The sequence below is a fragment of the Streptomyces pyxinae genome, from assembly GCF_024756275.1.
In the GTDB taxonomy this organism is placed as follows: Bacteria; Actinomycetota; Actinomycetes; order Streptomycetales; family Streptomycetaceae; genus Streptomyces; species Streptomyces pyxinae.
The window spans coordinates 128,150-150,324 of the sequence record NZ_JANUGQ010000014.1; the positions used below are offsets into that span (position 1 = coordinate 128,150).

The 22,175-nt window shown below is 74.6% G+C and carries 20 protein-coding genes and 1 riboswitch; of the genes, 12 read left to right on the forward strand and 8 right to left on the reverse strand.

All coding sequences use genetic code 11. The features are described 5' to 3' along the window. Window positions 1-170: 170 nt before the first annotated feature. Window positions 171-971, reverse strand: coding sequence for a helix-turn-helix transcriptional regulator (locus NX801_RS17835; protein ID WP_258788741.1), 801 nt, complete (start codon window positions 969-971; stop codon window positions 171-173). Window positions 972-1,092: 121 nt separating this feature from the next. On the opposite strand from NX801_RS17835, the gene NX801_RS17840 reads away from it, so the two are divergent. The 4 genes from NX801_RS17840 to NX801_RS17855 are packed head-to-tail and all read left to right on the forward strand — an operon-like array spanning window position 1,093 to window position 5,298. After that, window positions 1,093-2,139 carry a FecCD family ABC transporter permease gene (locus NX801_RS17840; RefSeq protein WP_258788742.1) on the forward strand — a complete coding sequence of 349 codons (1,047 nt, stop codon included), beginning with the start codon at window positions 1,093-1,095 and terminating at the stop codon, window positions 2,137-2,139. Further along, complete coding sequence (locus tag NX801_RS17845) at window positions 2,136-3,380, forward strand: FecCD family ABC transporter permease (protein ID WP_258788743.1); 1,245 nt, start codon at window positions 2,136-2,138, stop codon at window positions 3,378-3,380. The genes NX801_RS17840 and NX801_RS17845 overlap by 4 nt, the downstream gene beginning before the upstream one ends. Further along, window positions 3,377-4,246, forward strand: coding sequence for an ABC transporter ATP-binding protein (locus NX801_RS17850; protein ID WP_258788744.1), 870 nt, complete (start codon window positions 3,377-3,379; stop codon window positions 4,244-4,246). The genes NX801_RS17845 and NX801_RS17850 overlap by 4 nt, the downstream gene beginning before the upstream one ends. Then, a complete protein-coding gene (locus NX801_RS17855) occupies window positions 4,243-5,298 on the forward strand; it encodes an ABC transporter substrate-binding protein (RefSeq protein ID WP_258788745.1) in 1,056 nt (351 codons plus the stop codon). Before NX801_RS17850 ends, NX801_RS17855 begins: the two co-directional genes overlap by 4 nt. A 313-nt stretch (window positions 5,299-5,611) precedes the next feature. Here NX801_RS17855 and NX801_RS17860 read toward each other — a convergent pair whose 3' ends face one another. Then, complete coding sequence (locus tag NX801_RS17860) at window positions 5,612-7,264, reverse strand: ABC transporter ATP-binding protein (protein ID WP_258788746.1); 1,653 nt, start codon at window positions 7,262-7,264, stop codon at window positions 5,612-5,614. 226 nt (window positions 7,265-7,490) lie between these two features. Then, on the reverse strand, window positions 7,491-9,413 hold the full coding sequence (locus NX801_RS17865; RefSeq protein ID WP_258788747.1) for an ABC transporter ATP-binding protein: 1,923 nt from the start codon (window positions 9,411-9,413) through the stop codon (window positions 7,491-7,493). Between the two features lie 513 nt (window positions 9,414-9,926). On the opposite strand from NX801_RS17865, the gene NX801_RS17870 reads away from it, so the two are divergent. The 3 genes from NX801_RS17870 (at window position 9,927) to NX801_RS17880 (ending at window position 13,429) form a co-directional block, all read left to right on the forward strand. After that, complete coding sequence (locus NX801_RS17870; RefSeq protein ID WP_258788748.1) at window positions 9,927-11,768, forward strand: siderophore-interacting protein; 1,842 nt, start codon at window positions 9,927-9,929, stop codon at window positions 11,766-11,768. 672 nt (window positions 11,769-12,440) lie between these two features. Beyond that, the gene (locus tag NX801_RS17875; protein WP_258788749.1) at window positions 12,441-13,187 is read left to right on the forward strand and encodes a DUF2470 domain-containing protein; all 747 of its coding nucleotides are present in this window, start codon (window positions 12,441-12,443) and stop codon (window positions 13,185-13,187) included. Further along, a complete protein-coding gene (locus NX801_RS17880; protein WP_258788750.1) occupies window positions 13,184-13,429 on the forward strand; it encodes a hypothetical protein in 246 nt (81 codons plus the stop codon). The genes NX801_RS17875 and NX801_RS17880 overlap by 4 nt, the downstream gene beginning before the upstream one ends. A 152-nt stretch (window positions 13,430-13,581) precedes the next feature. On the opposite strand, the gene NX801_RS17885 is transcribed toward NX801_RS17880, so the two are convergent. Continuing rightward, on the reverse strand, window positions 13,582-13,773 hold the full coding sequence (locus NX801_RS17885; RefSeq protein ID WP_258788751.1) for a DUF6381 family protein: 192 nt from the start codon (window positions 13,771-13,773) through the stop codon (window positions 13,582-13,584). 236 nt (window positions 13,774-14,009) lie between these two features. Here NX801_RS17885 and NX801_RS17890 point away from each other — a divergent pair, with 236 nt between their 5' ends. Beyond that, window positions 14,010-14,237: a DUF5133 domain-containing protein gene (locus tag NX801_RS17890; protein WP_258788752.1), complete on the forward strand. Its 228-nt coding sequence runs from the start codon at window positions 14,010-14,012 to the stop codon at window positions 14,235-14,237. Window positions 14,238-14,258: 21 nt separating this feature from the next. On the opposite strand, the gene NX801_RS17895 is transcribed toward NX801_RS17890, so the two are convergent. After that, window positions 14,259-15,188, reverse strand: a complete 930-nt coding sequence (locus tag NX801_RS17895; RefSeq protein ID WP_258788753.1) for an arylamine N-acetyltransferase family protein — start codon at window positions 15,186-15,188, stop codon at window positions 14,259-14,261. Window positions 15,189-15,480: 292 nt separating this feature from the next. Here NX801_RS17895 and NX801_RS17900 point away from each other — a divergent pair, with 292 nt between their 5' ends. Then, window positions 15,481-15,945 (forward strand): hypothetical protein, encoded by a 465-nt coding sequence (locus tag NX801_RS17900; RefSeq protein ID WP_258788754.1) that lies wholly within the window; start codon window positions 15,481-15,483, stop codon window positions 15,943-15,945. 72 nt (window positions 15,946-16,017) lie between these two features. Here NX801_RS17900 and NX801_RS17905 read toward each other — a convergent pair whose 3' ends face one another. Then, a complete protein-coding gene (locus NX801_RS17905) occupies window positions 16,018-16,554 on the reverse strand; it encodes a DoxX family protein (RefSeq protein ID WP_258788755.1) in 537 nt (178 codons plus the stop codon). Window positions 16,555-16,812: 258 nt separating this feature from the next. On the opposite strand from NX801_RS17905, the gene NX801_RS17910 reads away from it, so the two are divergent. After that, on the forward strand, window positions 16,813-17,235 hold the full coding sequence (locus tag NX801_RS17910; RefSeq protein ID WP_258788805.1) for a DUF350 domain-containing protein: 423 nt from the start codon (window positions 16,813-16,815) through the stop codon (window positions 17,233-17,235). Between the two features lie 39 nt (window positions 17,236-17,274). Here the strand turns inward: NX801_RS17910 and NX801_RS17915 are convergent, their stop codons facing one another. Both NX801_RS17915 and NX801_RS17920 read right to left on the reverse strand, forming a co-directional pair. Then, entirely contained in the window at window positions 17,275-17,745 is a 471-nt protein-coding gene (locus NX801_RS17915; protein ID WP_258788756.1) for a hypothetical protein, read from the reverse strand. Next, complete coding sequence (locus tag NX801_RS17920) at window positions 17,742-19,175, reverse strand: WGR domain-containing protein (RefSeq protein WP_258788757.1); 1,434 nt, start codon at window positions 19,173-19,175, stop codon at window positions 17,742-17,744. Before NX801_RS17920 ends, NX801_RS17915 begins: the two co-directional genes overlap by 4 nt. A 356-nt stretch (window positions 19,176-19,531) precedes the next feature. Here NX801_RS17920 and NX801_RS17925 point away from each other — a divergent pair, with 356 nt between their 5' ends. Beyond that, complete coding sequence (locus NX801_RS17925) at window positions 19,532-20,299, forward strand: peptidoglycan recognition protein family protein (protein ID WP_258788758.1); 768 nt, start codon at window positions 19,532-19,534, stop codon at window positions 20,297-20,299. Window positions 20,300-21,218: 919 nt separating this feature from the next. Continuing rightward, a riboswitch (cyclic di-AMP (ydaO/yuaA leader) is annotated at window positions 21,219-21,376 on the forward strand. A gap of 3 nt (window positions 21,377-21,379) precedes the next feature. After that, window positions 21,380-22,144, forward strand: coding sequence for a transglycosylase SLT domain-containing protein (locus NX801_RS17930; RefSeq protein WP_258788759.1), 765 nt, complete (start codon window positions 21,380-21,382; stop codon window positions 22,142-22,144). The last annotated feature ends 31 nt before the right edge of the window (window positions 22,145-22,175 follow it).

Genomic DNA, 22,175 nt, shown 5'->3' on the forward strand with positions numbered 1-22,175 from the left:
ACTGTATGCAGTGCGGCGGGCCGGGTGGGCGGGTACCGGACACGGACCGGCGGCAAGCCCCGGAAGCAGCGGCCGGACCGGGCCCCGGGTGGACCCGGACCGGACCCGGGCAGGCCCCGGGGTCGGGGCGGTCCGGTCCGGTGTGTCCGGGGCCGAGCCCGGCCGGGACCTCAGCCGGCCGCCCGCTCGGCGGCGCGCCGGACATAGGCACCCGGGGTCTCGCCGAAGTAGCGGCGGAAGGCCAGGATGTAGCCGTTGGTCGAGACGAACCCGACCCGCGCGGCGACGGTGCTGACCAGCAGTCCCTGCTGGAGCAGGTCGAGGGAGTGGTTGAGGCGGAGCCGGGTGCGCCACTCCGAGAAGGGCAGCCCGGTCTCGGAGCGGAAGGCCCGGCGCAGGCTGGTCGAGCTGATGAAGAGGCTCTGGGCCCACTCCGTGGCGGTACGGGGGTCGCTGGGCCGGCGGCCGAGTTCGGTGGCGACGATCGCCGCGGTACGGCTGGTGGGCTGGGGCAGCGGCAGCGAGTCCTGGTGCCCGGCGGACAGGGTGGCGAAGACGGCCGCGTCGTCGTCGCGCTCCTCCGAGCTGCGCATCCGGGCGAGCAGCAGCCGGCGCTGGGCGACGGTGACGTTGACGACCGTGGCGTCGGTGTGCGGCAGTCGGTGCCGGTCGGCGTCGAAGCTCTCACCGACGACGATGGAGTCACTGTCGAAGCGCGCGCTGTGCGGCAGCCCCGCGGGCACCCAGAGGGCCACCGAGGGCGAGAGCCGGTACTCGTGTCCGCGCGCGGTGACCGTGATCCAGCCGAGCGGAACGAAGAGGAACTGATGGAAGTCGTGAACATGGGTGGGGTGGCCGCCGGCGGCGATGAAGTCGTCGTCGGCGACGGCCGACAGGACCGGACGGCGCCCCGTTCCTTCGGTGGTCTCGGGTCCGATCGAAACGACGCACTCGATCACGGCAACCTCCATGCGGGGTCGGGACAGCTGACCCCTCAGTGTGAACGACTCGCCCCGGCTTTGGATGACAGCGAGCCGAGTAAGGGTAACCTAACCCGGCCTTCACCCCGTTTTTCGAGCCCAGGAAACACCCATGTCTGATTCTTCCCCGCCCGTATCGGCGCCGCCCCCGCCGGTCCGGACCGGGTTCTCCCGAGGTACGGCGGTGAGCGTGCTGGCCGTCGCCGCGCTGGCCGCGGTGGTCGTCGCGAGCGTCGGGCTCGGCGCCCGTGACATCGCCCCGCTGGAGATTGTCCGGATCCTGGCGCACCCCGGCGGGAGCGGTTACGAGACCCATGTGCTGTGGGCGGAGCGCATACCGCGCACCCTGCTGGGCCTCGCGGTCGGCGCCGCGCTCGGCGGCTCCGGAATGATCATGCAGGGGCTGACCATGAACCCGCTGGCCGATCCGGGGGTCCTCGGTATCGAGCAGGGCGCGTCCATGTTCGTGGTGCTGGGCATCGTGTGCTTCGGGATCACCGGGGTGCGCGGCTATTTCTGGCTGGCGCTCGTCGGGGCCGCGGTCACCGCCGTACTGGTGCATCTGATCGGTCTGCGTGCCACGACGGGCAGCTCGACCATCGGACTGGTGCTGGCGGGCGTCGCGGTCGCCGCCGTGATGTCCTCGCTGATCACCCTGCTGGTGGTGCGGGACGAGGCGGTCTACGCGCATCTGCGGTTCTGGTCGGTGGGTCAGCTGACCGGCCGCGCCGGGGTGCTGAGCCAGGCGGTGCCCTTCATGGCGGCCGGACTGCTGCTCGCCCTGCCGCTGGGCCGCACCCTCAATCTGCTGGGCCTCGGCGACGACGCGGCCCGGGGCCTGGGCGTCCGGGTGGAGCGGGCCCGGCTGGCCGCCGCAGCGGTGGCGGTGCTGCTCTGCGCGGCGGCCACCGCGGCGGTCGGCCCGGTGGCGTTCGTCGGACTGGTCGCGGCCCACTGCGCCCGGCTGCTGACCGGCGCCGACCACCGCTGGTCGCTGCCGGTCTCCATGGCCTGCGGGGCGGTGCTGCTGCTCGCCGCCGACACGGCGGGGCGACTGGTGCTGGACCAGGGCGAGGTGCAGGTCGGGATCATGACCGCCGCCGTCGGCACGCCGTTCTTCGTGTGGCTGGCCCGACGCAGGGACCTGGTGCGGGTGTGACCGACAAGACCATCAAGACGGATGAAGCCGACCAGGCCGACAAGGCCGATGGGGCAGGCCAGGCCGCCGAGACCGGCGGGGCCGACGCGCGCCCGGCGCCCCCGCCGTACTCGGTGTGCCCGGCTCCCGGCGACGCCGCTGCCCCCACCACCCCCGGCGGCCCCGCCACCGACCCGACGCGCGCGGAGCCGGACGCCACCGGCCCGGCGCGGGCGGAGCTGCTCGGCCGGCTCCGCCGGACGTACCGGGCCCGGTCGCGCCGGGTGACACTCACCGCCGTCGTCCTGGGGCTGCTGCTCGCCGGCCTCCTCGTCGCCTCGGTGCTGCTGGGCGGGCTGCGCCGGATCGAGCCGGGCGATGTGCTGCCCGCCGCCCTCGGGCTGCGGGACGGGGTGGCCGACTACACCATCCACCGGATACGGGTGCCCCGCGCGCTGGCCGCGCTGCTCGCCGGCGCGCTGTTCGGCCTCTCCGGGGCGCTCTACCAGCGGGTGGTGCGCAATCCGCTGGCCACCCCCGACATCGTGGGTATCTCGGCCGGCGCGTCGGCGGGCGCCACCACCGTGCTGGTGCTGCTGCCCGCCCTGCCGCTGGGCACCCCGCTCGCCGCGGTGGCCGGGGCCTTCCTCCTGGTGGGCGCCATCCACGCACTCAGCTGGCGGGGCGGCGTGGACACCTACCGGCTGGTGCTGGTGGGCATCGGACTGAGCGCGGTCTGTTCCGCGTACACCAACTATCTGTTCACACTGGCCGAGGAGCACACTCTCGCCGCCATGATGCGCTGGACCATCGGCAGTGTGAACGGCGCCGACTGGGCAGGCGTCACCACGCTCGCCTGGGGACTGGCCGTCTGCGGTGCCGGTACGGCGCTGCTGAGCCGGCGGCTGGACTGCCTGGCGCTGGGCGACGAGTTCGCCACCGGGCTCGGCACCCCGGTCGGGCTCACCCGGACGACGGCGCTGCTGCTGGGCGCCGCGGGCGCCGCGCTGGCCACCAGCGTGGTGGGTCCGGTCGGCTTCGTCTCGCTGATCAGCGGACCCATCGCGGTACGGCTGGCCGGACCGAGCCGGGCGGTGGCCCTCGCCGTGCCGGTGGGCGCGGTCATCGTCCTCGGGGCGGATGTGCTGGCCCAGCACGCGCCTCTCGTCAGCCCGGTCCCGACCGGGGTCCTCACCGCGCTGCTCGGCGCGCCCTACTTCGTCTGGCTGCTGCTCCGGCGCCGGCAGGAGGCCACTCCATGACCGACCCCCACTCCCCCGGGCGGCACCCGGCGCACCGGCTGGAGGCCCGGGCCGTCAGCGCCGGTTACGGCTCGTCCCTGATCATCGACGGCCTCTCCGTCGGCATCGCGGCCGGCCGGATCACCGCCCTGGTCGGTCCCAACGCCTGCGGCAAGTCGACCCTGCTGAAGTCGGTCGCCCGGCTGCTGCCGCTCGCCGCCGGCTCGGTGCTGCTGGAAGGCGCCGACATCCGCTCGCTGCCCACCCGTCAGGTGGCGCGCCGGCTGGGCATCCTGCCGCAGTCCCCGATCGCGCCGGAGTCCATCACCGTCGGGGACCTGGTCTGGCGGGGCCGCCATCCACACCGGAGGTTCGGTCAGCGGCGCACCGCCGCCGACGAAACGGTGATCGCGGACGCGCTGCTGGCCACCGGCACCGCCGAGCTGGTGGACCGGCCGGTCGACCAGCTCTCCGGCGGCCAGCGGCAGCGGGTCTGGATCGCCGTGGCGCTCGCCCAGGACACCCCCACGCTGCTGCTCGACGAGCCCACCACCTATCTGGACGTCGCCCATCAGATAGAGGTGATGGACCTCCTCGCCGAGCTCAACGAGCAGGCGGGCAAGACGATCGTGCTGGTCTCGCACGACCTCAACCAGGCCGCGCTGTACGCCTCGGACATGATCGCCATGCGGGACGGCCGGGTGGTGTGCCAGGGTCCGCCCGAGCAGGTGCTCACCGAGGAGACCGTGGCCGAGGTCTTCGGCCTGACGTGCGTCGTCGTCCCGCATCCGTACACCGGCCGCCCGCAGATCTTCCCGCTGGGCCGCCGCACCCTCGCCCCCACATCGTCCGCCCCCCGCACCCTCATCCCAGGAGAACCCTCATGAACAGCGCGATCCGCCGCCGGACCGCGACGGCCCTGCTGGCCGCCACCGCCTGCCTCACCCTGCTCGCCGGCTGCGGCGGGAACGGCACCCAGGACAACAAGGACGGCAAGGACACCGCGAACGCCGAGGGCGCGGAGAAGAACGGCGCCGGCGACGCCTTCCCGGTCGCCCTCACCAGCGCCTGGGGCAAGGACACGGTCGAGAAGAAGCCGCTGAAGGTGGCCACGGTCTCGGACGGCGACACCTCCATAGCCCTCGCCCTGGGCGTGATCCCGGTGATCACTCCCGACGCCGAGGACGGCGGGCCGGTGCCGGAGTACAAGCAGCGCGCCCTGGACAAGCTGGGCGTGAAGAAGCTGAAGACGTACGACGACACCGACGGCACCGACTACGAGGCGGTCGCCGCCGAGGAGCCGGACGTCATCCTGGGCATGAACACCTGGTCCATGGACACCGACTACGCCAAGCTGTCGCCGATCGCGCCGGTCGTCACCTTCACCGACAAGAAGCAGGCCGACACCCTGACCTGGCAGGAGCGGCTGAAGGCCGCCGCCCGGGCGCTCGGGCTCACCGGCCGGGCCGACCAGGTGATCGCCGCCAACCAGAAGGCGGTCACCGACGCGGCCGCCGCCCACCCGGAGTTCAAGGGCAAGACGTACACCTATGCGGTGGTCCACCCCGAGCAGATCACCTACATGTCGAACTCCGGCCAGGACGCCGGTGTCTTCGAGGGCCTGGGCTTCCGCAAGGCGCCCAACGCGGCGAAGTTCTCCGCCCAGAAGAACGCGGTCAGCCGCGAGACCCTGGACCAGCTGGAGGCGGACGTACTGCTGATGACGTACCCCTTCGGTGACGAGGGGCTGCTCAGCGCTCCGGAGCTGGAGGGCGACAAGCTCTTCCAGTCGCTGAAGGTGGTGAAGGGCAAGCACTACGCGGTGGTCCCGTCGAAGAACAACCTCGCCTCCGCCCTCGCCTACCCGGACGCGCTCAACTCGGCCTGGCTGGTGGAGAAGCTGACCCCGATCCTCGCCAAGGCCACGGCCGGTAAGTAACCGGGCACCCGGTGGGGACGCGGTTGCCGAAGGACCGCCGGACCAGGAAGGGCCCGGGTCCTCCCCGCACGGGGGGGGACCCGGGCCCTTCCGGCTGTGACGCCGCCGGGCGGTGTGGACGGTGCCGGACCGTTCCGGACGGTGGCGGGTGTGCCGGACGGCCGCCGGGGGCGGCGAACGGCCGTACACGGACAGTCGTCCGCGGACGAACGTGCGCGAATGAACCTGGCTGGTCGTACGCGGGGAGTCGTACGCGAAGTCATGCGCGGGGAGTCATGCGCGGATGAGGGTGAGTGGTCGTACGCGGACGGGCTCAGCGCGCCACGTCGGTGAGCCGGCCGCCGGGCAGGGTCAGCAGCCGGCGGCCCCGGCCGAGGGTGTCGGCCCGGTGGGCGATCACGATCAGGGTCCGGTCGCCGGCGGTCACCGAGAGCGCCTCCTCGATCCGGGCGGCGGTCTCGTGGTCGACCCCGGCGGTCGCCTCGTCCAGGATCAGCACCGCCGGGTCGGCGAGCGCCGCCCGGACCACCGCGACCAGCTGGCGCTCGCCCGCCGAGAGGGTCCGGGTGCCCACGGGCGTGTCCAGGCCGTCCGGCAGCGCGGCCACCCAGGCGGCCAGGCCGAGCCGGCCGACCGTTTCCTCGATACGGGCCCGTCCGGGCCGGCCCGGCACCATCGCCAGGTTCTCCGCCAGGGTGCCCGCCACCAGCACCACTTCCTGCGGCACCAGCACGATCCGCTCCCGCAGCCGCGCCGGGTCGAGGCCGGACAGGTCGTGGCCGGCGAAGGCGACGGTCCCCCGGTCGGGGACGTAGAGCCCGGCCAGCAACTTGCCCAGGGTCGACTTGCCGGACCCGGTGGGGCCCGCCACCACCAGCCGTTCCCCGCTCGCCACGGTCAGCGTGAGCCCGTCCAGGACCGGCCGCCCGGGACCGTACGCGAAGCCGACACCGGTCAGGGTGAGCGCGCCGCGCTCCGGCGGCACCGGGGCGCCGGGCTCCCGCCGTACCCGGTCCGCCGCGGCCCCGGTCACCCGCAGCAGGTCGAGCAGCCGGGCCAGTCGCACCCGCGCCTCCTTGGCCTCCCCGATCGCCCCGGCGAGGTCCTCGAAGCGGGCGCCCAGGTCCCGGGTGGCCAGCACGAACACCACGGCCGCGCCGACGCTCAGCGCCCCGCGGCCGACCAGGACGGCGCCGAGCACCAGCAGCCCGGCCACACAGCCGGCCTGGAGCAGCACCAGCCGGTTGAGCCGGAGTTCGCCCCGGACGGCCTCCGTCCTGGCCGCCAGCAGCCGGTCGTTCTCCCGGCCGAACCGGGCCAGCCAGCGGGGCGCGGCGCCGCTGATCCGCAGTTGCTCCTGGGCCGGCAGCGTCTCGGTGAAGGTCGCCGCCACCGCCGCCTCGGCCTCCGCGACCGTCTCGAAGGCGGGGCCGGCCGCGCGGTGGAAGCCCCGCACCACGAGCAGGGCGAGCGGCACGAAGACCACCAGCAGCAGGGCGGTGAGCGGCCAGGAGTGCAGGCCCAGCATCAGGACCGTGGCGCCCAGCACCAGACCGGCCGTCACCAGATCCGGCAGGGTGGTCCCGGCGAACGAGCCCAGTCCGTTGATCTCACCGGTCAGCCGACGCAGCAACTCGCCCCGCGGATGGGTCTCCAGAAAACGCAGCGGCGCCGCGCCCACGGCCTCGGTGGCCCGCTCGCGCAGCCCGGCGAGGACGCGCTCCCCGACCCGGATCAGCCAGTAGCGGGCCAGCCAGGTGAGCACTCCCCCGGCGGCGACGAGGCCCAGCAGCAGCAGTACCCGACGGCCCAGCGCCGCGTGGTCGCCGGCGCTCGCCGCGTCCACCACGGTGCCGATCAGCGCGGTGACACCGGCGGCGAGCCCGGCCCCGGCCAGATTGAGGAGCACGGCGAGGCCGAGCGCGGCCCGGTGGCCGGCCAGAAAGGGGACGGCACGGCGGAACACCGCCCGCCCCTCGGGCGATTCACCGAGCCGGGGGACGAGGGAAACGAGGGGGTCAGAGGGGTCGGAGGAGCCAGAAGGGTCGGAGGGGTCAGAAAGATCAGAAGGGCCAGAGGGGCCGGAGGGGCCGGAGGGGCCGGAGGGGCCGGAGGGGCCGGAGGAAATGACGGGGACAGGAGGAATGGTGGGGGTAGTGGGGACGGTGGGGGTGCCGGGGATCTCGGGCACGTCAGACATGCGGGGCTTCCAGATCGAGGGCGCCGCCGGAGACGGTGACCTCGCGGTCGGCGAGGGCACGGACGGCGGGCGAGTGGGTGGCGAAGACGACGACCCGGTCCGCGGTGGCCGCGCGCAGCCGGGCCAGCACGGTGGCCTCGGTTCGGGCGTCCAGCGCCGAGGTCACGTCGTCGAGCAGCAGAACCGGGCTGTCGCGGAGCAGGGCGCGCGCCAGGGTGACCAGTTGGCGCTGACCGCCCGAGAGCGCTCCGCCGCGCTCCCCCACCTGGGTGTCCCAGCCGTCCGCGAGCCCGGCCAGGGCCAGATCGAGCCCGGCGGTGGCCGCGGCGGCGAGCAGGGCGGTCTCCGGGCGGTCGCCGCTGAGCAGCAGGTTCTCCCGGACGGTGCCCCGCATCAGCAGCGGGCCCTCGGGGACGAAGCCGACCGTCCGGTAGAGCTCGTCCGGGTCGGCGTCCCACAGGTCGGCGGCGCCGAGGCGGACCTCCCCGGTCGCGGGGACCAGCCGGGCGAGGGCCCGCAGCAGGGTGCTCTTGCCCGCGCCGGTGGGGCCGGTGAGCGCCACCCACTCGCCGGGTGCCGCCGTCAGGCTGAGCGGCCCGACCACCGGCCGGTCCGCCCGGCGCACGGTGAGGCCGCTGACATACAGCCCCCCGGGTACGGGCCCGGCGGAACCGGCGCCCGGAACCAGGACCGGGGTGTCCGGGGCGGCGGCGTCCGGCACCGTGGTGGGAGGGGCGGCCGGCACATGGGCGGTCGGAAGGGAGGCGGCCGGGGCCGGGAGGGCCGGGACCGGGTCGGCCGGTGCGGCCGGCCGGGGTACGGGAAGGGGCCCGGCGGTCGGACGGGCGGCGCCCGCCTCCCCTCCGGCGCCCGCCTCCCCTCCGGCCACCGCCTCTCCTTCGGCCATCGCCCGCCCGGCGGCCGGGGGACGCGGGGACGGCTCCGGCGCCAGGGCGAGGATGGTGGCGATCCGGCCGGCGGCGACCAGTGCCTCGGTGCGGTCCCCGAGCCGGGCGGTGGCGACACTGACGGCGAGCGAGACCGTGCCCATCCACAGCACGAAGGTGGTGAGCGCGCCGACCGTGATCCGGCCGTCGGCGACGGCCGTGCCGCCCGCCAGCAGCCCCGCCGTCACGGCGAGCAGCGGCACCACATAGGCGGTGGCCTCCCAGGCGGAGGCGACGGACGCCAGCCGGAGCGTGGACCGGGTCACTCCGGCGCTCTGCCGGTGGTGGCGCTCGGTCATCAGCCGGTCCCCGCCCGCGCCGCGCAGCGGCAGCAGCGCGGACAGCAGTTCCTCGACCGTGGAGTTCCGCCGGTCGTGCGCCTCCGAGAGCCGGCCGACCAGCCGCCCGACGAGCGGCGGGAACACCCGGCTGACCACCAGCAGCACGGGCACGGTCAGCGCGGCCACCGCGAGCAGCGCCGGATCGAGCCCGGCCAGGGCCGGCACGAGCACCAGGACCGTCACGGAGATGACCACCCACGCCGTCAGGCCGTGCACCCACTCCACCACGGTGTCCACGTCCCGGGTCGCCCGGGTGGTCAGCTCGCCGTGGCTGCCGGTGCGGCGCTCCATGGTGTCGGTGTCCACCGCCAGCACGGCTCCGAGCAGTCGGCCGCGCAGCAGGCTCCCGGTGCGCGCGTCGGCGAGGTTGGCCCACAGCTGCCAGCCACGCATACCGGCGTACTCGGCCAGCGCGGTGGCCAGGAACGCGCCGGCCCAGCAGGCCGCCGCACCCGGGGAGCCCTGGCGTACGCCGGCGTCGACGGCACGGCCGAGCAGCCAGGGCAGGGCGAGGAAGGCGCACTGCCGGAGCGCGGCCCAGGCGACGGAGCGGAGCAGGCAGGGACGTACCTCGCGGAGGCAGCGCCGGAGCAGCCGGTGCGCGGATGACGGGGTCGGGGGTCTCACGGGCGGCGGCTGTCCTTCGGGGTGGTGCTCGGGCGTGCGGCGTGCGGGCGGGGTGGGAGCCTCCACGCTAGGAGCCGGATCCGTCCCCCGGTCCAAGGCAGAGAGCGCCGTGGTGGAAGCACGCGGCCGGACCGGGACCCCGGGGGGCACCCCGTCCGCCGGGCACACCGGTGGTGGGGCCGGGGGGCGACGGGTGGGAGGAGGGACGGGAGAGACCCACCGGGTGGCATGAGCTGGTCAGCTGGTTGGATCGGGTGGCAGTGGTTCCGCTTAGCCTGGGCGAGTCCACCGGATCCCCCCGGGTTCGCCGGTGGGCCGGGTCCCGCCCCCCTCCGGTTCGTCCGGACCGGGGACGGACGGGGCCCGGCTCACCGGCACCAGACGGGTCGGTGGTCCCTGGCGGTCCGGGCCGTGCCGAGCGGTCGCCCGGCGGTCCGGGTGCCCACAGCAGTGCCCGTAGCAGTGCCGCAGTCCCGAAACCGTCCCCGAAATCAGTCCCGAGGAGTGGCAGCGATGTCCGCCCGCAGTCCCCGCCCGGTCGTCACCTTCCCCATCGTGCTGCGGGAACTGACCGTGGTCCGCACGGCCGAGGTCACCCCGGGCATGCTCCGGATCACCCTCGGCGGGGAACAGCTGCGCGCCTTCCGGCGGGACGGCCTCGACCTGCCGGCGCTCCGGACCGAGGGCTTCGACGACCATGTGAAGTTCTTCTTCCCGGACGCCGCCGGAAAGCTGGTACTGCCCCGGCAGGACGTCAACCGCCTGGACTGGCCGCCGGAGGGGCGTCCGGTCGCCAAGGACTACACACCGGTCCGCTTCGATCCGGAGGCCGGGGAGATCGACTTCGACTTCGTCCGGCACGCGGGCGGTGTCGCCTCGGGGTGGGCGGAGCGGGCGCGGCCCGGCGAGTCCGCCTGGATCGCCGGTCCGAAGATGTCGCAGGGTCACCCGGAGGGCGCCGACTGGCTGCTGGTGCTGGGTGACGAGACCGCGCTGCCGGCGATCGGCCGCTGGCTGGGGGAGATGCCCAGGGGCACCCGGGCCCGGGTGTTCGTCGAGGTGGCGGATCCGAGTCACCGGCAGGAGCTGCCGACCGAGGCCGACGCCGAGGTGACCTGGCTCTGCCGGGACGGCGCACCGGCCGGCACCACCGATCTGCTGGAGCGGGCGGTACGGGAGATGGAGTGGCTGCCCGGGACGGTGTTCGTCTGGGCGGCCGGCGAGGCGGTGACGCTCAAGGGTGTCCGGCGCCATCTGTCGAACGACCGCTGGGTGCCGCGCGAGAACACGCACATCACCGGCTACTGGCGGCGCACCGAGCCCGCGCCCGGCGCGGCGGGAGCCGTACCGGACGAGGACGAGGCCCGGCAGCGGCTGTACGAGCTGACCGACCTGGCCCCGGGGCTGCTGATCCGGTCGGCCGTCACCCTGGGCCTGATCGAGCTGCTGGCCGCCGGGGTGTGCGACGGGGACGAGCTGGCCCGGCGGTGCGACGTGGCCCCGTCCGTCCTGGCCGCGCTGGCGTCGGCGCTGGTGGCGTACGGCGTCCTGGCCGAGGAGGACGGCGGTTACCGGCTCACCCCGGTCGGCGACGAGCTGGCCGAGGACGACCACGCGACCGAGGAGTACCACCTGGACGGGGCACGGGCCGCGCTGGATCTCTCGCTGCTCGCGCTGCCGGGCGCGGCGCGCACCGGGGCGTCCGGTTACCGCACCGCCGACGGCCGGCCGCTGGCCGCGGCGATCCGGGAGGACGCGCGGCTGGGCGCCGAGGCGTGGCCGGCCGTCGAGGAGGACGTCCGCTGGGTCGCACCGGGTCTTGTCGGCGCGTACGACTGGGCGGCGCTCTCCTCGCTGACGGTGGCCGGGAACGGCGTGGGTTCCCTGGTGAACGCGCTGGTGAAGGCGGCTCCGGAGCTCCGGGTGCGGATCGGCGGCCTGCCGTCGGCGCTGCGGGTGCTGGAGGAGCGGGTGCTCGACACCGAGGCGCTGTCGCGGGTGGAACTCGTACCGTCGGCCGGTCCGGTGCCCGCGGGCACGGAGCCGCTGCTCGTCTCCCATCTGCTGGACTGGCTGCCCGACGACGACGCCGTGCAGACGCTGGCCGAGGTGGCGGCCGGGCTGCCGGCCGGGGGCACCCTGCTGCTGGTGGAGGCGGTGCGCCCGGGCGACCTCGGGGACGTCGACGTGGCCCTGCACCATCTGCGTCTGCTCTCCGCCTTCGGTTCCGGGCTGCGCTCGGTCGCGGAGCTGGAGGAACTGGCCGGGCGCGCCGGGCTGGTGGCCCGGGACCGGCGGGATCTCGGCTGGGACCACCGGCTCTGGGTGCTGGAACCCGCGCGGGGCGGCGCCTGACAGACCACCGCCCGCCGCTGTCACGGGGGTGCGGCGGCGGGCGGCTTGCCCGTCCCCGACGGCCCATGAGACGAACTCGGCACCAAGCCGGCCGTTCTCATGGGCCGTCGGGCATGCTCCGGGCCGGGCGGTCTCCGGGCCCGGCATGCTCCGGGCCGGGCGGGCGGCGTCCTCTCCGCCGGCCCGTCCGGCGGTCTTCCCATCGGCCGCCTGTCAGGCGTTCTCTTCTCGGCCTCTCCGGCGTTCTCTCCGCCGCCCCGTCGAACCGTCGAACTGCAACCCGTTGGCCCCTCGGCACCTCGGCGCCTCGAAACGCAGCTCGTCGACCCGTCGAACCGCCGGCCCGTCGAGCCGCCGGCCGTCGAACCGCCGCCCGTCCGGCGCTCCCTCCGTGAGCCGTCCGCCGGTCTGCCCGTCGGCCCGTCCGGCGTGTCGCCGCCGTGCCGTTCGTTCGGTGTCCACCGCGGGGCCGCTGGGCGGCGCGCAGGGTCGTCGGACGTTTTCTGCCGGCCTCTCAGGCCGCTCCGGCTCCCCGGCTGCCGGTTTCCGGACTCCTGGGCAACCGGCCCCCCGTGCCCCGGTTTCCGGGTTTCCCGGTTTTCGCCACACCGGGTGGCGCTGATCCACTCCATCGGCTAAGTTAGGCAAGCCTAACCTAATGGAGGGGTCTCGATGAGCGCTGTACCGGCCGCCCCGGCCGAACCGACCACCGCGGAGCAGATTCGTTCGGTCCTGGCTCGTGCGGTGTCGCTCAGTCTCGTCTCGGACGGCCACCGGTTCGACCTGGCGGGCCAGCACACCGTGGACGCGCGGGGGCAGGTACGGCTCCATCTGCCGGCCGACAGCGCGCTGCCCGCGCTCACCGCGTGCGCGCCGCGCGGCTCGCTCGCGGTCCTGCTGGAGTTCACCGACATCGCGCCGGTGGCCCTCCGCGACCGGGTGCGTGCCCGGGTCACCCTCTCCGGCTGGCTCGCCCGGTCCCGCGCCATCGGCCGGCCCGGTCTGCCCCGCTCGGCCGCCGCCGTGCTCCGGCTCGACATGGCGCGGGCCACCCTGGAGACGGCGACGGAGATCACCGCCGCCGGGCTCGACGAACTGGTGCTGGCCGAGGTCGACCCGCTGGCCGTCGAGGAGGCGGCACTCCTCACTCATCTGGCGGGCTCGCACCGGGATGTGGTCACCGAGCTGACCCGGCTGGTCGACCCCCGGGTCACCGAGGACGCGACCCGGACAATGCCGGTGGCCCTGGACCGGTACGGGCTGACCCTGCGGTACGAGTACCAGCGCGGCCATGTCGACGCCCGGCTGGTCTTCCCCAAGCCGCTGCGCGAGGCCGCGCACGTCGGCAACGGCGTCCAGCAGCTGCTCGCCGCCGCGCGCGGCTGCCGGCATCTGCACCGCTCGTCGCCGCGCCCGTGACCACGGCACCCCGCACCCTGACGGAGCCGGCCCCGGCGCGCTCCGGGGTCGACGTGGCGGCGATCATCCGGGCGGCGGACGCCGCCCGGGCCCTCTACACACCCCCGGCCCCCGCTCCCCCGCCGCCCCGTCCCGGCGCGGCGCCCGGGCAGCCCGACCGCGCCGCCGGAGCCCCGGACACCCCGGAGTCCGGCCGCCGTGCGGCAGCGACCGGACCGGTGGCCGCCGGCCGCCGCCCCTGACCGCCGTGCCGTCCGCCGGGCCGGCGACGGGCCGTCTCCGGCCCGGCGGACGGCCGGTGACCCTCGCCGTCACCCATGCCCGGCCCTTTCGCCTGCCGTCACCCGCCTTCGCCTGCCCGCACTGCTTCTCCCGGGGGCACCCGGACCGCCGGTCAGACCATCGGGTCGATGTCCCCGCTGGCCATCCCGGCCTCCTGCTCGCTCTGGTCCCGCAGCCTGCGCGCCTTGTCCCGCAGGCGCTGCCGCTCCTGGGGATCGTCGACGCCCTCCGCGGCCCGGTCCAGGTCCTGGGCCTTCTGACGCATCTGCCGCACCCGTGCGCGCGACTCATCGGCGGTACTCATCACGTACTCCCTGCAACAGACGGAGATGAACCGGCCCCACCCCCACCAGGGAAGCAGTGCGCCCGCGCGGGCGCACCTCGGGCCGTGCCCCTCTCCGCGTCCCGCGCCCGGCCACCGAGCGCTTCCGGCCACCCGGACGACGGTTCACCCGAACGGAGGAGTGTCCGGGGAGGCAGGGGGTACGAGAGGCCGTGTTCGAGGCGCCCGCCGCCCAGAGGTGTAGAAGGAGTCCCGCCGTGCTGATGGCCCACCCCGCGGTCCTGAGCAACCTGATCGAGCAGTACGAGACGCTGAGGGCGCTCAACGCCGGGGAAGGCGGCCCCGATGTCCAGCGGCGCATGGACGACCTCGCCTACACCCTCTGTGTCTCCACCGGCACCCGGGACATCGACACCGCGCTCATCGCGGCCCGGCACCGGCTGCCCGGCGCGCGCCCCGAGGACGACTCGCTGCTCCCCGCCTGACCCCATCGCGTCACCAGCCGGTCAGTCGCCGGCGGGCGGCAGCTCAGTCGTCGGCCGGCCGCCCAGCAACACCATCCCGTCCGGTGCGATGATGCCGAACTCCTCGGCGAGCACCCGGCGCGCCTCCGTCTCGTCCGGCAGCTCCCGCTCGGTCACGGTGCCGTCGGCCCGGGTGACCCGGAATTGGCGGCCGGCCAGCGAGCGGTGCTCGGCGGTCAGGGTGCGCTGGACATGGAGGGCGCTGGTGAACGGGGAGCGGGGGTTGGTCGCGATGTGCCAGTTGATGACCTCGAAGTCGGCGGGCTCGAAGGGCTCCAGGGTGAAGACGTACTGGGCCTCCCAGTCACCGGCCGCCCCGCCCGGCCCGGCGCCGGGGTGACGGGCCTGGAGCACCCAGAGCGGCAGCGGCCCCGGATGCGGGGCGCGCACCAGCCGGTGGCACCGGGACCCGGCACGGAATTCGGTCTCCGGCACCAGCGGCACCGCCGTGGGCAGCGCGCCGATGGAGCCGAAGCCGACATCGGCCAGATAGGGCTCCGGCTCTCCCGGTACTTCGACCAGCAGTGCCATATGGGTACGCGGCCGGCTGTTCCAGGAGACCGCGCCCACCACCACCCGGGCGGCCAGCCGGGTGACCCGGAACCCGATCGCCTCCAGCACCGCCGCGAACAGCGTGTTGTGCTCGTAGCAGTAGCCACCGCGCGGCCGGTCGAGCAGCTTCCCGGTCAGGTCGGCCAGGGCGAGCGAGGGGGCGATCCCCCGCAGAGCGTCCAGGTTCTCGAACGGGACGGCGAGCAGATGAGCGGTCTGGACGGCTCGCAGGGTGGCCACGTCGGGCCGTGGCGCACCGCTCCAGCCGATCCGGCGGAGATAGGCCGTCACGTCAAGAGGGGGGTGAGAGGTGTGGGGGGCGGGCGTGGTTGTCGTGGTGGCGGTGGTGCTGTCGGGCATGGCTCCACCGTATGCCCGGGCCCGCGCACCACGGTTCCCCAGGTGGACGGCGTCTCCCCGGTCCCCTGGCCCCCAGGCCCCGCATCCTGGTCCTGGTTTTCGGCCCGGTCCCCGGGCAGCGGGTGCGCCCGGGGCCTTCCGGTCCTCCTCCGGGCCGGGGGCTCCGGACCACCCGTGCGCACCGCGCCGCCCGGAAGGGCGCGTCAGCGCGGGGCGTCCCCCGGTTCACTCGTGCCGGTGGCTCGGCGGGTCACTGGCGCCCCCGGCCTCCGCAGGACGGGACAGTAGGCGCATGCGTCGGATCGTCTTCTTCGCCCTCGGTGGTCTGCTCGGAGTGACGGGGTGCGTCTCCGTGCCCTCCGCGCCCGCCCCCCACCCGGCCCCGCCCCGGGTGGCACCCGCCGGCGGGGCGTCCTCCTCAACAGCCGCCTCCGTCCGCCCGGTCGAGCCACCGGCCGTCGAGGAGCTGGCCGGCACCGGACCGGCCGTCCCCGCCGCCCGGAAGCCACCCCCGCCCCCGGCGGAGGCGGACACCCCCCGGGCCCCGGCCCGCACCGCCGTGGCGCCCGCGCCCGGCCGTCCGGCGCCGGAGCGGGGGGAGGCGAGGGGACGGCCCGTACCGCCGCCCCGGTCGCCGGCCGTCCGGCCGGCCCCGCGCACCGGCACGGGCTACGACATGGCCGCCCTCTGCCGGGCCTCCCACGGCATCACCGACCCGGCCATCTCCCGGGTGTGCCAGGAGGCGTACGGGCGCTGAGCGCCGCCGTCACCGTCCCACCCCCGTGCTCCCCCGTCCCTCCCCGTCCGTCTTCGCCGGAGTACCGCGCCGTCAGGCGCCCGGCGTCCCGGTCTCGGCCTGCCGGGCCTGCTCCCTGGCGCGCCGGCCCACCACGGCCGCCGCGGCGAGCGCGCTGCCGAGGAAGGCCGCCGCCAGCGTCCAGCGCTGGTCCAGCGGATGGCCGGTGAGATGGTCCAGCGAGTACCGGCCCGCTCCGGTGAGGGCGATGGCGGCGGAGGTGAAGCCGAGGAACGCCGGATACTCGTAGCCCCCGGACTGGGCGAAGAACCCGGCGGGCGCGTGCACCGCGACCGCCCCTGCCATCGCCCCGGCGGCCACCGCTCCGGCCGCCGGGGTCGCCAGCCCCAGGGCGAGCAGCGCGCCGCCGCCCGCCTCGCCCAGCCCGGCGGCCAGTGCGCTCTGCCGTCCGGGCCGGAATCCCATCGACTCCATCGCCCGCGCGGTGCCCTCCAGTCCCCCGCCGCCGAACCAGCCGAAGAGCTTCTGGGTGCCGTGCGCGGCGAGTACCGCGCCGGTGCCCGCGCGCAGGGCGAGCAGTCCGATATCACGGCGGTTGAGGCAGGTCATGACGGGCTCCTCGGCGGACGGTACGGCCGGATGTACGCCCTCCACTCTGCGCGGGCCGCGCCCCGGCGACCAGGCCGCTGCGCCGGCCGGGTGACGCCGGGCCACCGCCTCCGGCCCCGCGGGCCACCCGGACCGCCGTCGCCGGCCCTCCCTCGTACCCCCTGTCCCCCGGCCGTCCGCGCTGCGCTACTTTTACCTCTCCTTGACCGCCATCGTCCGACCCTCATATCTGGAGCGGCACTTCACATGAGCGACTCACTGAGCGACATCGTCAACGGACTTGGCCGCGCCACCGCCTATGGAGCGCTCGGAGTCGTCCTGCTGATGCTCGGTATGGTCCTGGTGGACGTGCTGACGCCCGGCAGGCTCGGCCGGCAGATATGGGAGGAGCGGAACCGCAACGCGGCGGTTCTGCTCAGCTCGGCGCTGCTGGGTATCGGCGGCATCGTCTTCACCTCCATCTGGACGACGTACGACGACTTCGGCAAGGGCCTGGTGTCGACGGCCGTCTTCGGTGTGCTGGGGCTGGTCATGATGGCCGTGGCGTTCCTGCTGGTGGATCTGGTGACACCCGGGCGGCTGGGCGCCACGCTGGTCGAACCCGAGCCGCACCCGGCGGTCTGGGTGACGGCCTCCTGCAACATCGCCGTGTCGGCGATCATCGCCGCCTCGATCGCCTGACCGGGCCCACCCGGCGCGCCTCCGGACGGGCCCGGCCGCTCACTCCGGGCCGGGCATCGGCTCCACCTCCAGGAACCGCCGCTTCCGCGGCCCCCGGTAGAGCAGCGCCTCCCAGCCCAGCCGCTCCAGTGTCCGGGCGCACTCCGTGAGCCTGGCCTCCTCCTCCGCGACGGCCCCGGAACCGGGCGGGCCCAGCCACTCCACCCGGACCGCGCCGGGCCGCTCGCCGGGGCCGACCCGGTAGCCGGTGGCGGTCCGGGCCCCGGTGGCGTCCACCGCCGACGGGGCCGTCCCGGCCGCCTCCAGGGCCAGCGCCACCGCTCGCTCCGGCCGGTTCCGCTCCCAGCGGGCCGGCCGGGCGCGCGGGTCACCGCTCCCGGTGTTGCTCAGCCGCCTGATCTGGAGCAGTCCCTCGAAGGCGACCCGGACCTCGGCGGCCCGGCGGCCCTCCGGGTCGTCCGGTGGCGGCGGGCCGTCCCCGGAGGCGGCGGCGAACCCGGCGCCGGTCATCGGAGCCTCCTGATGTCACCCCGCACCCGGTAGAAGCCGCCCGACGCCGGGTGCAGCGCGTCCACCACGTACCGGACGCCCGGCTCCCGGATGGCGCGCGGGAACTGGACCCGCCAGGTGGGGTCGTACCCCTCCGAGACCACCCGGACCCGCAGCCGGCCGGCGTCCTGGACACACTCCACGACGATCGCGCCCGCCGGGGCCGCCGCCACCGCGGTCACCGAGGCGGCGGTGGTGGCGGGGGCGTAGGTGGGCAGCGCCGCCGCCAGCTTGACGTCCCGGGCCACCGGCACCGAACCCTGCTGGGCGGCGGTGATCGCCTGCTCGCTCGCGTCCACACAGACCAGCGAGCCGTCCGTGGTGACCAGGTAGAGCCGCTCGTCGAGATACTGCATCGAGAGCGCCGAACCACCGCCGGTGCCGAGCTTCCACAGCCGGGTGCCGTGCCGGTCGAAGCAGTACACCGAGGACGACGAGTCACCGGCGAAGACGAACCGGCCGCCCGGCGAGGTGGCGCACGAGTAGACCGGCGCGTCACAGGTGAAGGTCGCCTCCACCGCGCCGTCGCGCTTCGCCAGCCGCTGGACGACCCGGTTGGCGGTACCCGCGTAGACGGCGTCCTCCTCCTGCCAGCCGAAGAGCACCGCGCCCCGGGTGGCGGTGTGCCACAGCTCCGCGCCGGAACCGTGGGCGTAGGCCGTGACGCCGCGTTCGCCGCCGTGGTAGACAGCCCGGTCGTCGGCCCGGACCAGCCACGCGTGCTCGCCGCGCCCGGTACGCGCCCACTGGTGCTCGTCCTCGTGGTCGATGACGGTCAGCCGGCCGGCGCGGTCCGACACATGCAGCACGCCCTCATGGATGTCCAGCCAGAAGATGTCCACATCATGGGCGATCTCATAGGCGGCGAACGGCAGTTTGGAGGACAGGTCGTACACCCGGCCGTCGTCGCAGCCCGCGTAGATCCAGAAGTCGTCCGCCACCAGGCACTTGACGCCGTCCGGCAGGTTGTAGCGGGCGAGCACCTCGCCCTGGTGGCTCAGTGTGTAGACATCGCCCGTCTGGTTGCCCACCCAGCAGCGGTCCTCGTCCACATGGATGCCGAACGCCGAGGAGCCGGTCCGGAACCGCCAGAGCACCGGGGCCACCGCCCGCGCGGTGGACGGCGCCGAGGTGACCTGGCGGCGGGTCACGGAGCGGGGCGCGCGCTGTCCCTGGACGGCCGGCGCGTATCCCTTCCGCACCTTCTCGCCTATCTTCTTCTCGGCGGCGGCCCGGGCCTTCTCGGGGGTGGGAAACGCGGACGTCTGAAGCTGCCCGGCGGCCCCGATGCGCCCGTAGCGCACCGAGACCACCGTCCCGTCGACCGTCACCTCGTAGAACTTGTGCGCACCGCCGCCGTCCTGCGACAGCTCCAGATACGTCGTGGTCATGGCAGACCCCTCCCCGGGCTGGACCCGTCCCTCGTTCGCGGGTCCCATTGCGAGAAACGTAGAGCACTCCACTGACAACGCCGCCGACGCCGGCAACGCTGACGACACCGTCGACACCTCACCCTCCCCAACACCGCCCAGCGCCCCCGAGGAGCGACGCGGGGCGCGGGGCGCGGCACGAAAGCCGGTTGGAGCAGTCCGGCGGGCGTGTCCCGCGCGGGCACGCCACGATGGGAGCGGCGCGGCGGACGGCCTCCGGCGGGCCGGGACCTTCGTGGCAGAAGCCCGTCCCGGCGCGGGCCGGCGCCGCGCCGGCACGGTCCCGTGGCCACGGGCCGACGACCGGAGGTTGCCGCATGCGTCAGGTGCCGAGGCACCGGTCCCCCACCGCCGTCGCCGTGGCGGTGCTCGCCCTGCTGTGCGGAACCTGTCCGGTGTTCGTCCCGCTCGGCGGCACACCGGGCACCGCGGCGGCGTCGCGGGCGGCCGGGCACCAGCCCCGGCCGTCGCGTCACCATGTCGAGCGGCCGGTGATCGTGCCCCGTTCGGCCTGGCAGGCGGAGGGCGCGGACTCCGTGCCGGGGGCGCGGTACGCCCCGAAGGTGAAGGCGGTCGTCGTCCATCACACGAGCACACCGAACGGCTATGACTGCGCGACCGTTCCGGAGATCCTGCGCGGGCTGTACGCGGGGCACGCCTACGGCCGGCACTGGGACGACATCGGCTACAACTTCCTCGTCGACTCCTGCGGCACCATCTACGAGGGACGGGCGGGCGGTGCCGGCCGGCCGGTCATCGGCGCGCACACCAAGGGGTTCAACGAGGGCACGGTCGGTGTCGCGGCCATCGGCACCTTCACCCGGGGCGAGACCGTACCGGCGCCCGCGCTGGAGGCGATCGCCCGGCTCGCCGCCTGGAAGTTGGATCCCGACGGGCCCGACCCGCGCGGCTCGGTCACGCTGGTCTCCACCAACGACGAGGCCCGTTACCCCAAGGGCACTTCGGCCGTCCTCCCGGTGATCGGCGGCCACCGGGACGGCTATCCCACGGACTGTCCGGGCGCCGCCCTGTACGCGGAACTCGCCGGAATCGGCGCCAGGGTGGCCCGGCTCCAGAAGCGCTGAGAGCGGAACCACTCCGTACGGCGCCGACACCAACCGCGCCGTACCGAACCGGTATTGAGAAATGGTCAGCGGGCACACGGGGGGCACATACTCCCTGGCGCCTTTCCCGGTGCGGCACGCCGACTCCGGCGGGCGGGCCGAATTCCCCGGTCCGCACACACCCGCGGGTTCGCACCGCCCGCGAGTTCGCGTCATCCGCGAGTTCGTACCGCCCGCCAGTCCGCACCACTCCCGACTCCGCACCACCCGTGAGTTCGTACCGCCCGCCAGTCCGCACGCGCCCGGAAGTTCGCATCCGTCCAGAAGTCCATACGCGCCGGGAAATCATTCACCGGGCCCGGTCCGCCGCCTTGTCCGCCCGCACCGATTCCCGGACCGCCGGAATTCCCGGCCGCCGCCCGGTTCCTGCGGTCGGGAGTTCCCCGCCACCGGGATCCGTGCCCGCCCGCGACAGCGCCCCGACGGGTGCCACATGCCGGGCAACCCTCGACTGCCGTTGGCCGTCCACGCGCGGAACGATCCCCTCACCGGGGCAGGAAGCGACCGAACCGGGCGAAGAACATCACACCAGGCGGGAGGTAATGGAAGGGGAAGCCCTTTTAGTCCGTTTTGGTAGCTACGAGGCTCTTGGTGGGCACAGCAACCCATTTGCCGGTCGACGCGACCGCCCGCCGAGGCATCAGCACCCCGGTGATGTCCATCACTCGGCCGCCCGGCCCCGGCCGAAACGGGGAACCGGCCGGTTCCGTTGTCGCGCAAGGAAAGTTGACGGCCACCGGCGGTAAACGATGTTGCGGAATTCCCCGAATTGATCTCCCAAAAGGGGGCACATCCGCAATTCGGGACTTGTTCCGTACGGTTCGGCTCGCCTACGGTCACCCTCACTCCGGGTGGAACGCCGAATCCTGCCGCCTCCCGGTATCCGCACCCACTCACTTTCGCGGCAGGAGCGGGGGAACCAGGTAGGCCGCCGGTCCGGAACACGGAACGGCTCGGGGTGAAGTCGCGCCACGGCGCGGCCGGACATCTCCCGTCCGAACCCGACAGCTCACCTCGCAGGCGCCGGAGAGGAATTTCGCCATGCGCGCTCAGGGTAAGCACAGCCGTTCCCACGCCCGTCCGCTCGTCCGCCGGGCACTCGTCGCCGGTACGGGCGGTGTCGCCCTCGTTCTGCCGCTGATCGGTGCCGCCACGGCCACCGCCGCGCCGCAGCAGGCGCCCGCCGTCGTGCGGGCCGCCGCCCCCGTCACCTACTCCGTGGTCGCCGGCGACACCCTGTCGAAGATCGCCACCGAGCACGCGGTGAGCGGCGGCTGGAAGAAGCTGTACGAGGACAACAAGCAGGTCGTCGGCGCCGACCCCGGCCTGATCCGGCCGGGCCTGAAGCTGACCGTCGGCGCCAAGGCCCCGGCGGCCGAGCGGGCCGACCGCTCCGCGCGCACCACCGCCACTCCCGCCGTGGCCCAGGGCGCCGCGGCCGGAGCCCTCCCGGCCGTCGCCCCCGCCGCCGCTCCGAAGACGTACACCAACGACCTCGACGGCTGGATCAAGGAGGCGCTGGACATCATGGCCAAGAACGGCATCCCGGGCAGCTACGACGGCATCCACCGCAATGTGATGCGGGAGTCCTCCGGCAACCCGCTGGCGATCAACAACTGGGACTCCAACGCCGTGGCCGGCACCCCGTCCAAGGGCCTGCTCCAGGTGATCGACCCGACCTTCCAGGCGTACCACGTCGCCGGCACCTCGCTGGACAGCTACGACCCGGTCGCCAACATCGTCGCCGCCTGCAACTACGCGGCCGACCGGTACGGCTCCATCGACAACGTCAACGGTCCGTACTAATTCCGGACCGCCGACCCCTCGGCATCCCGGG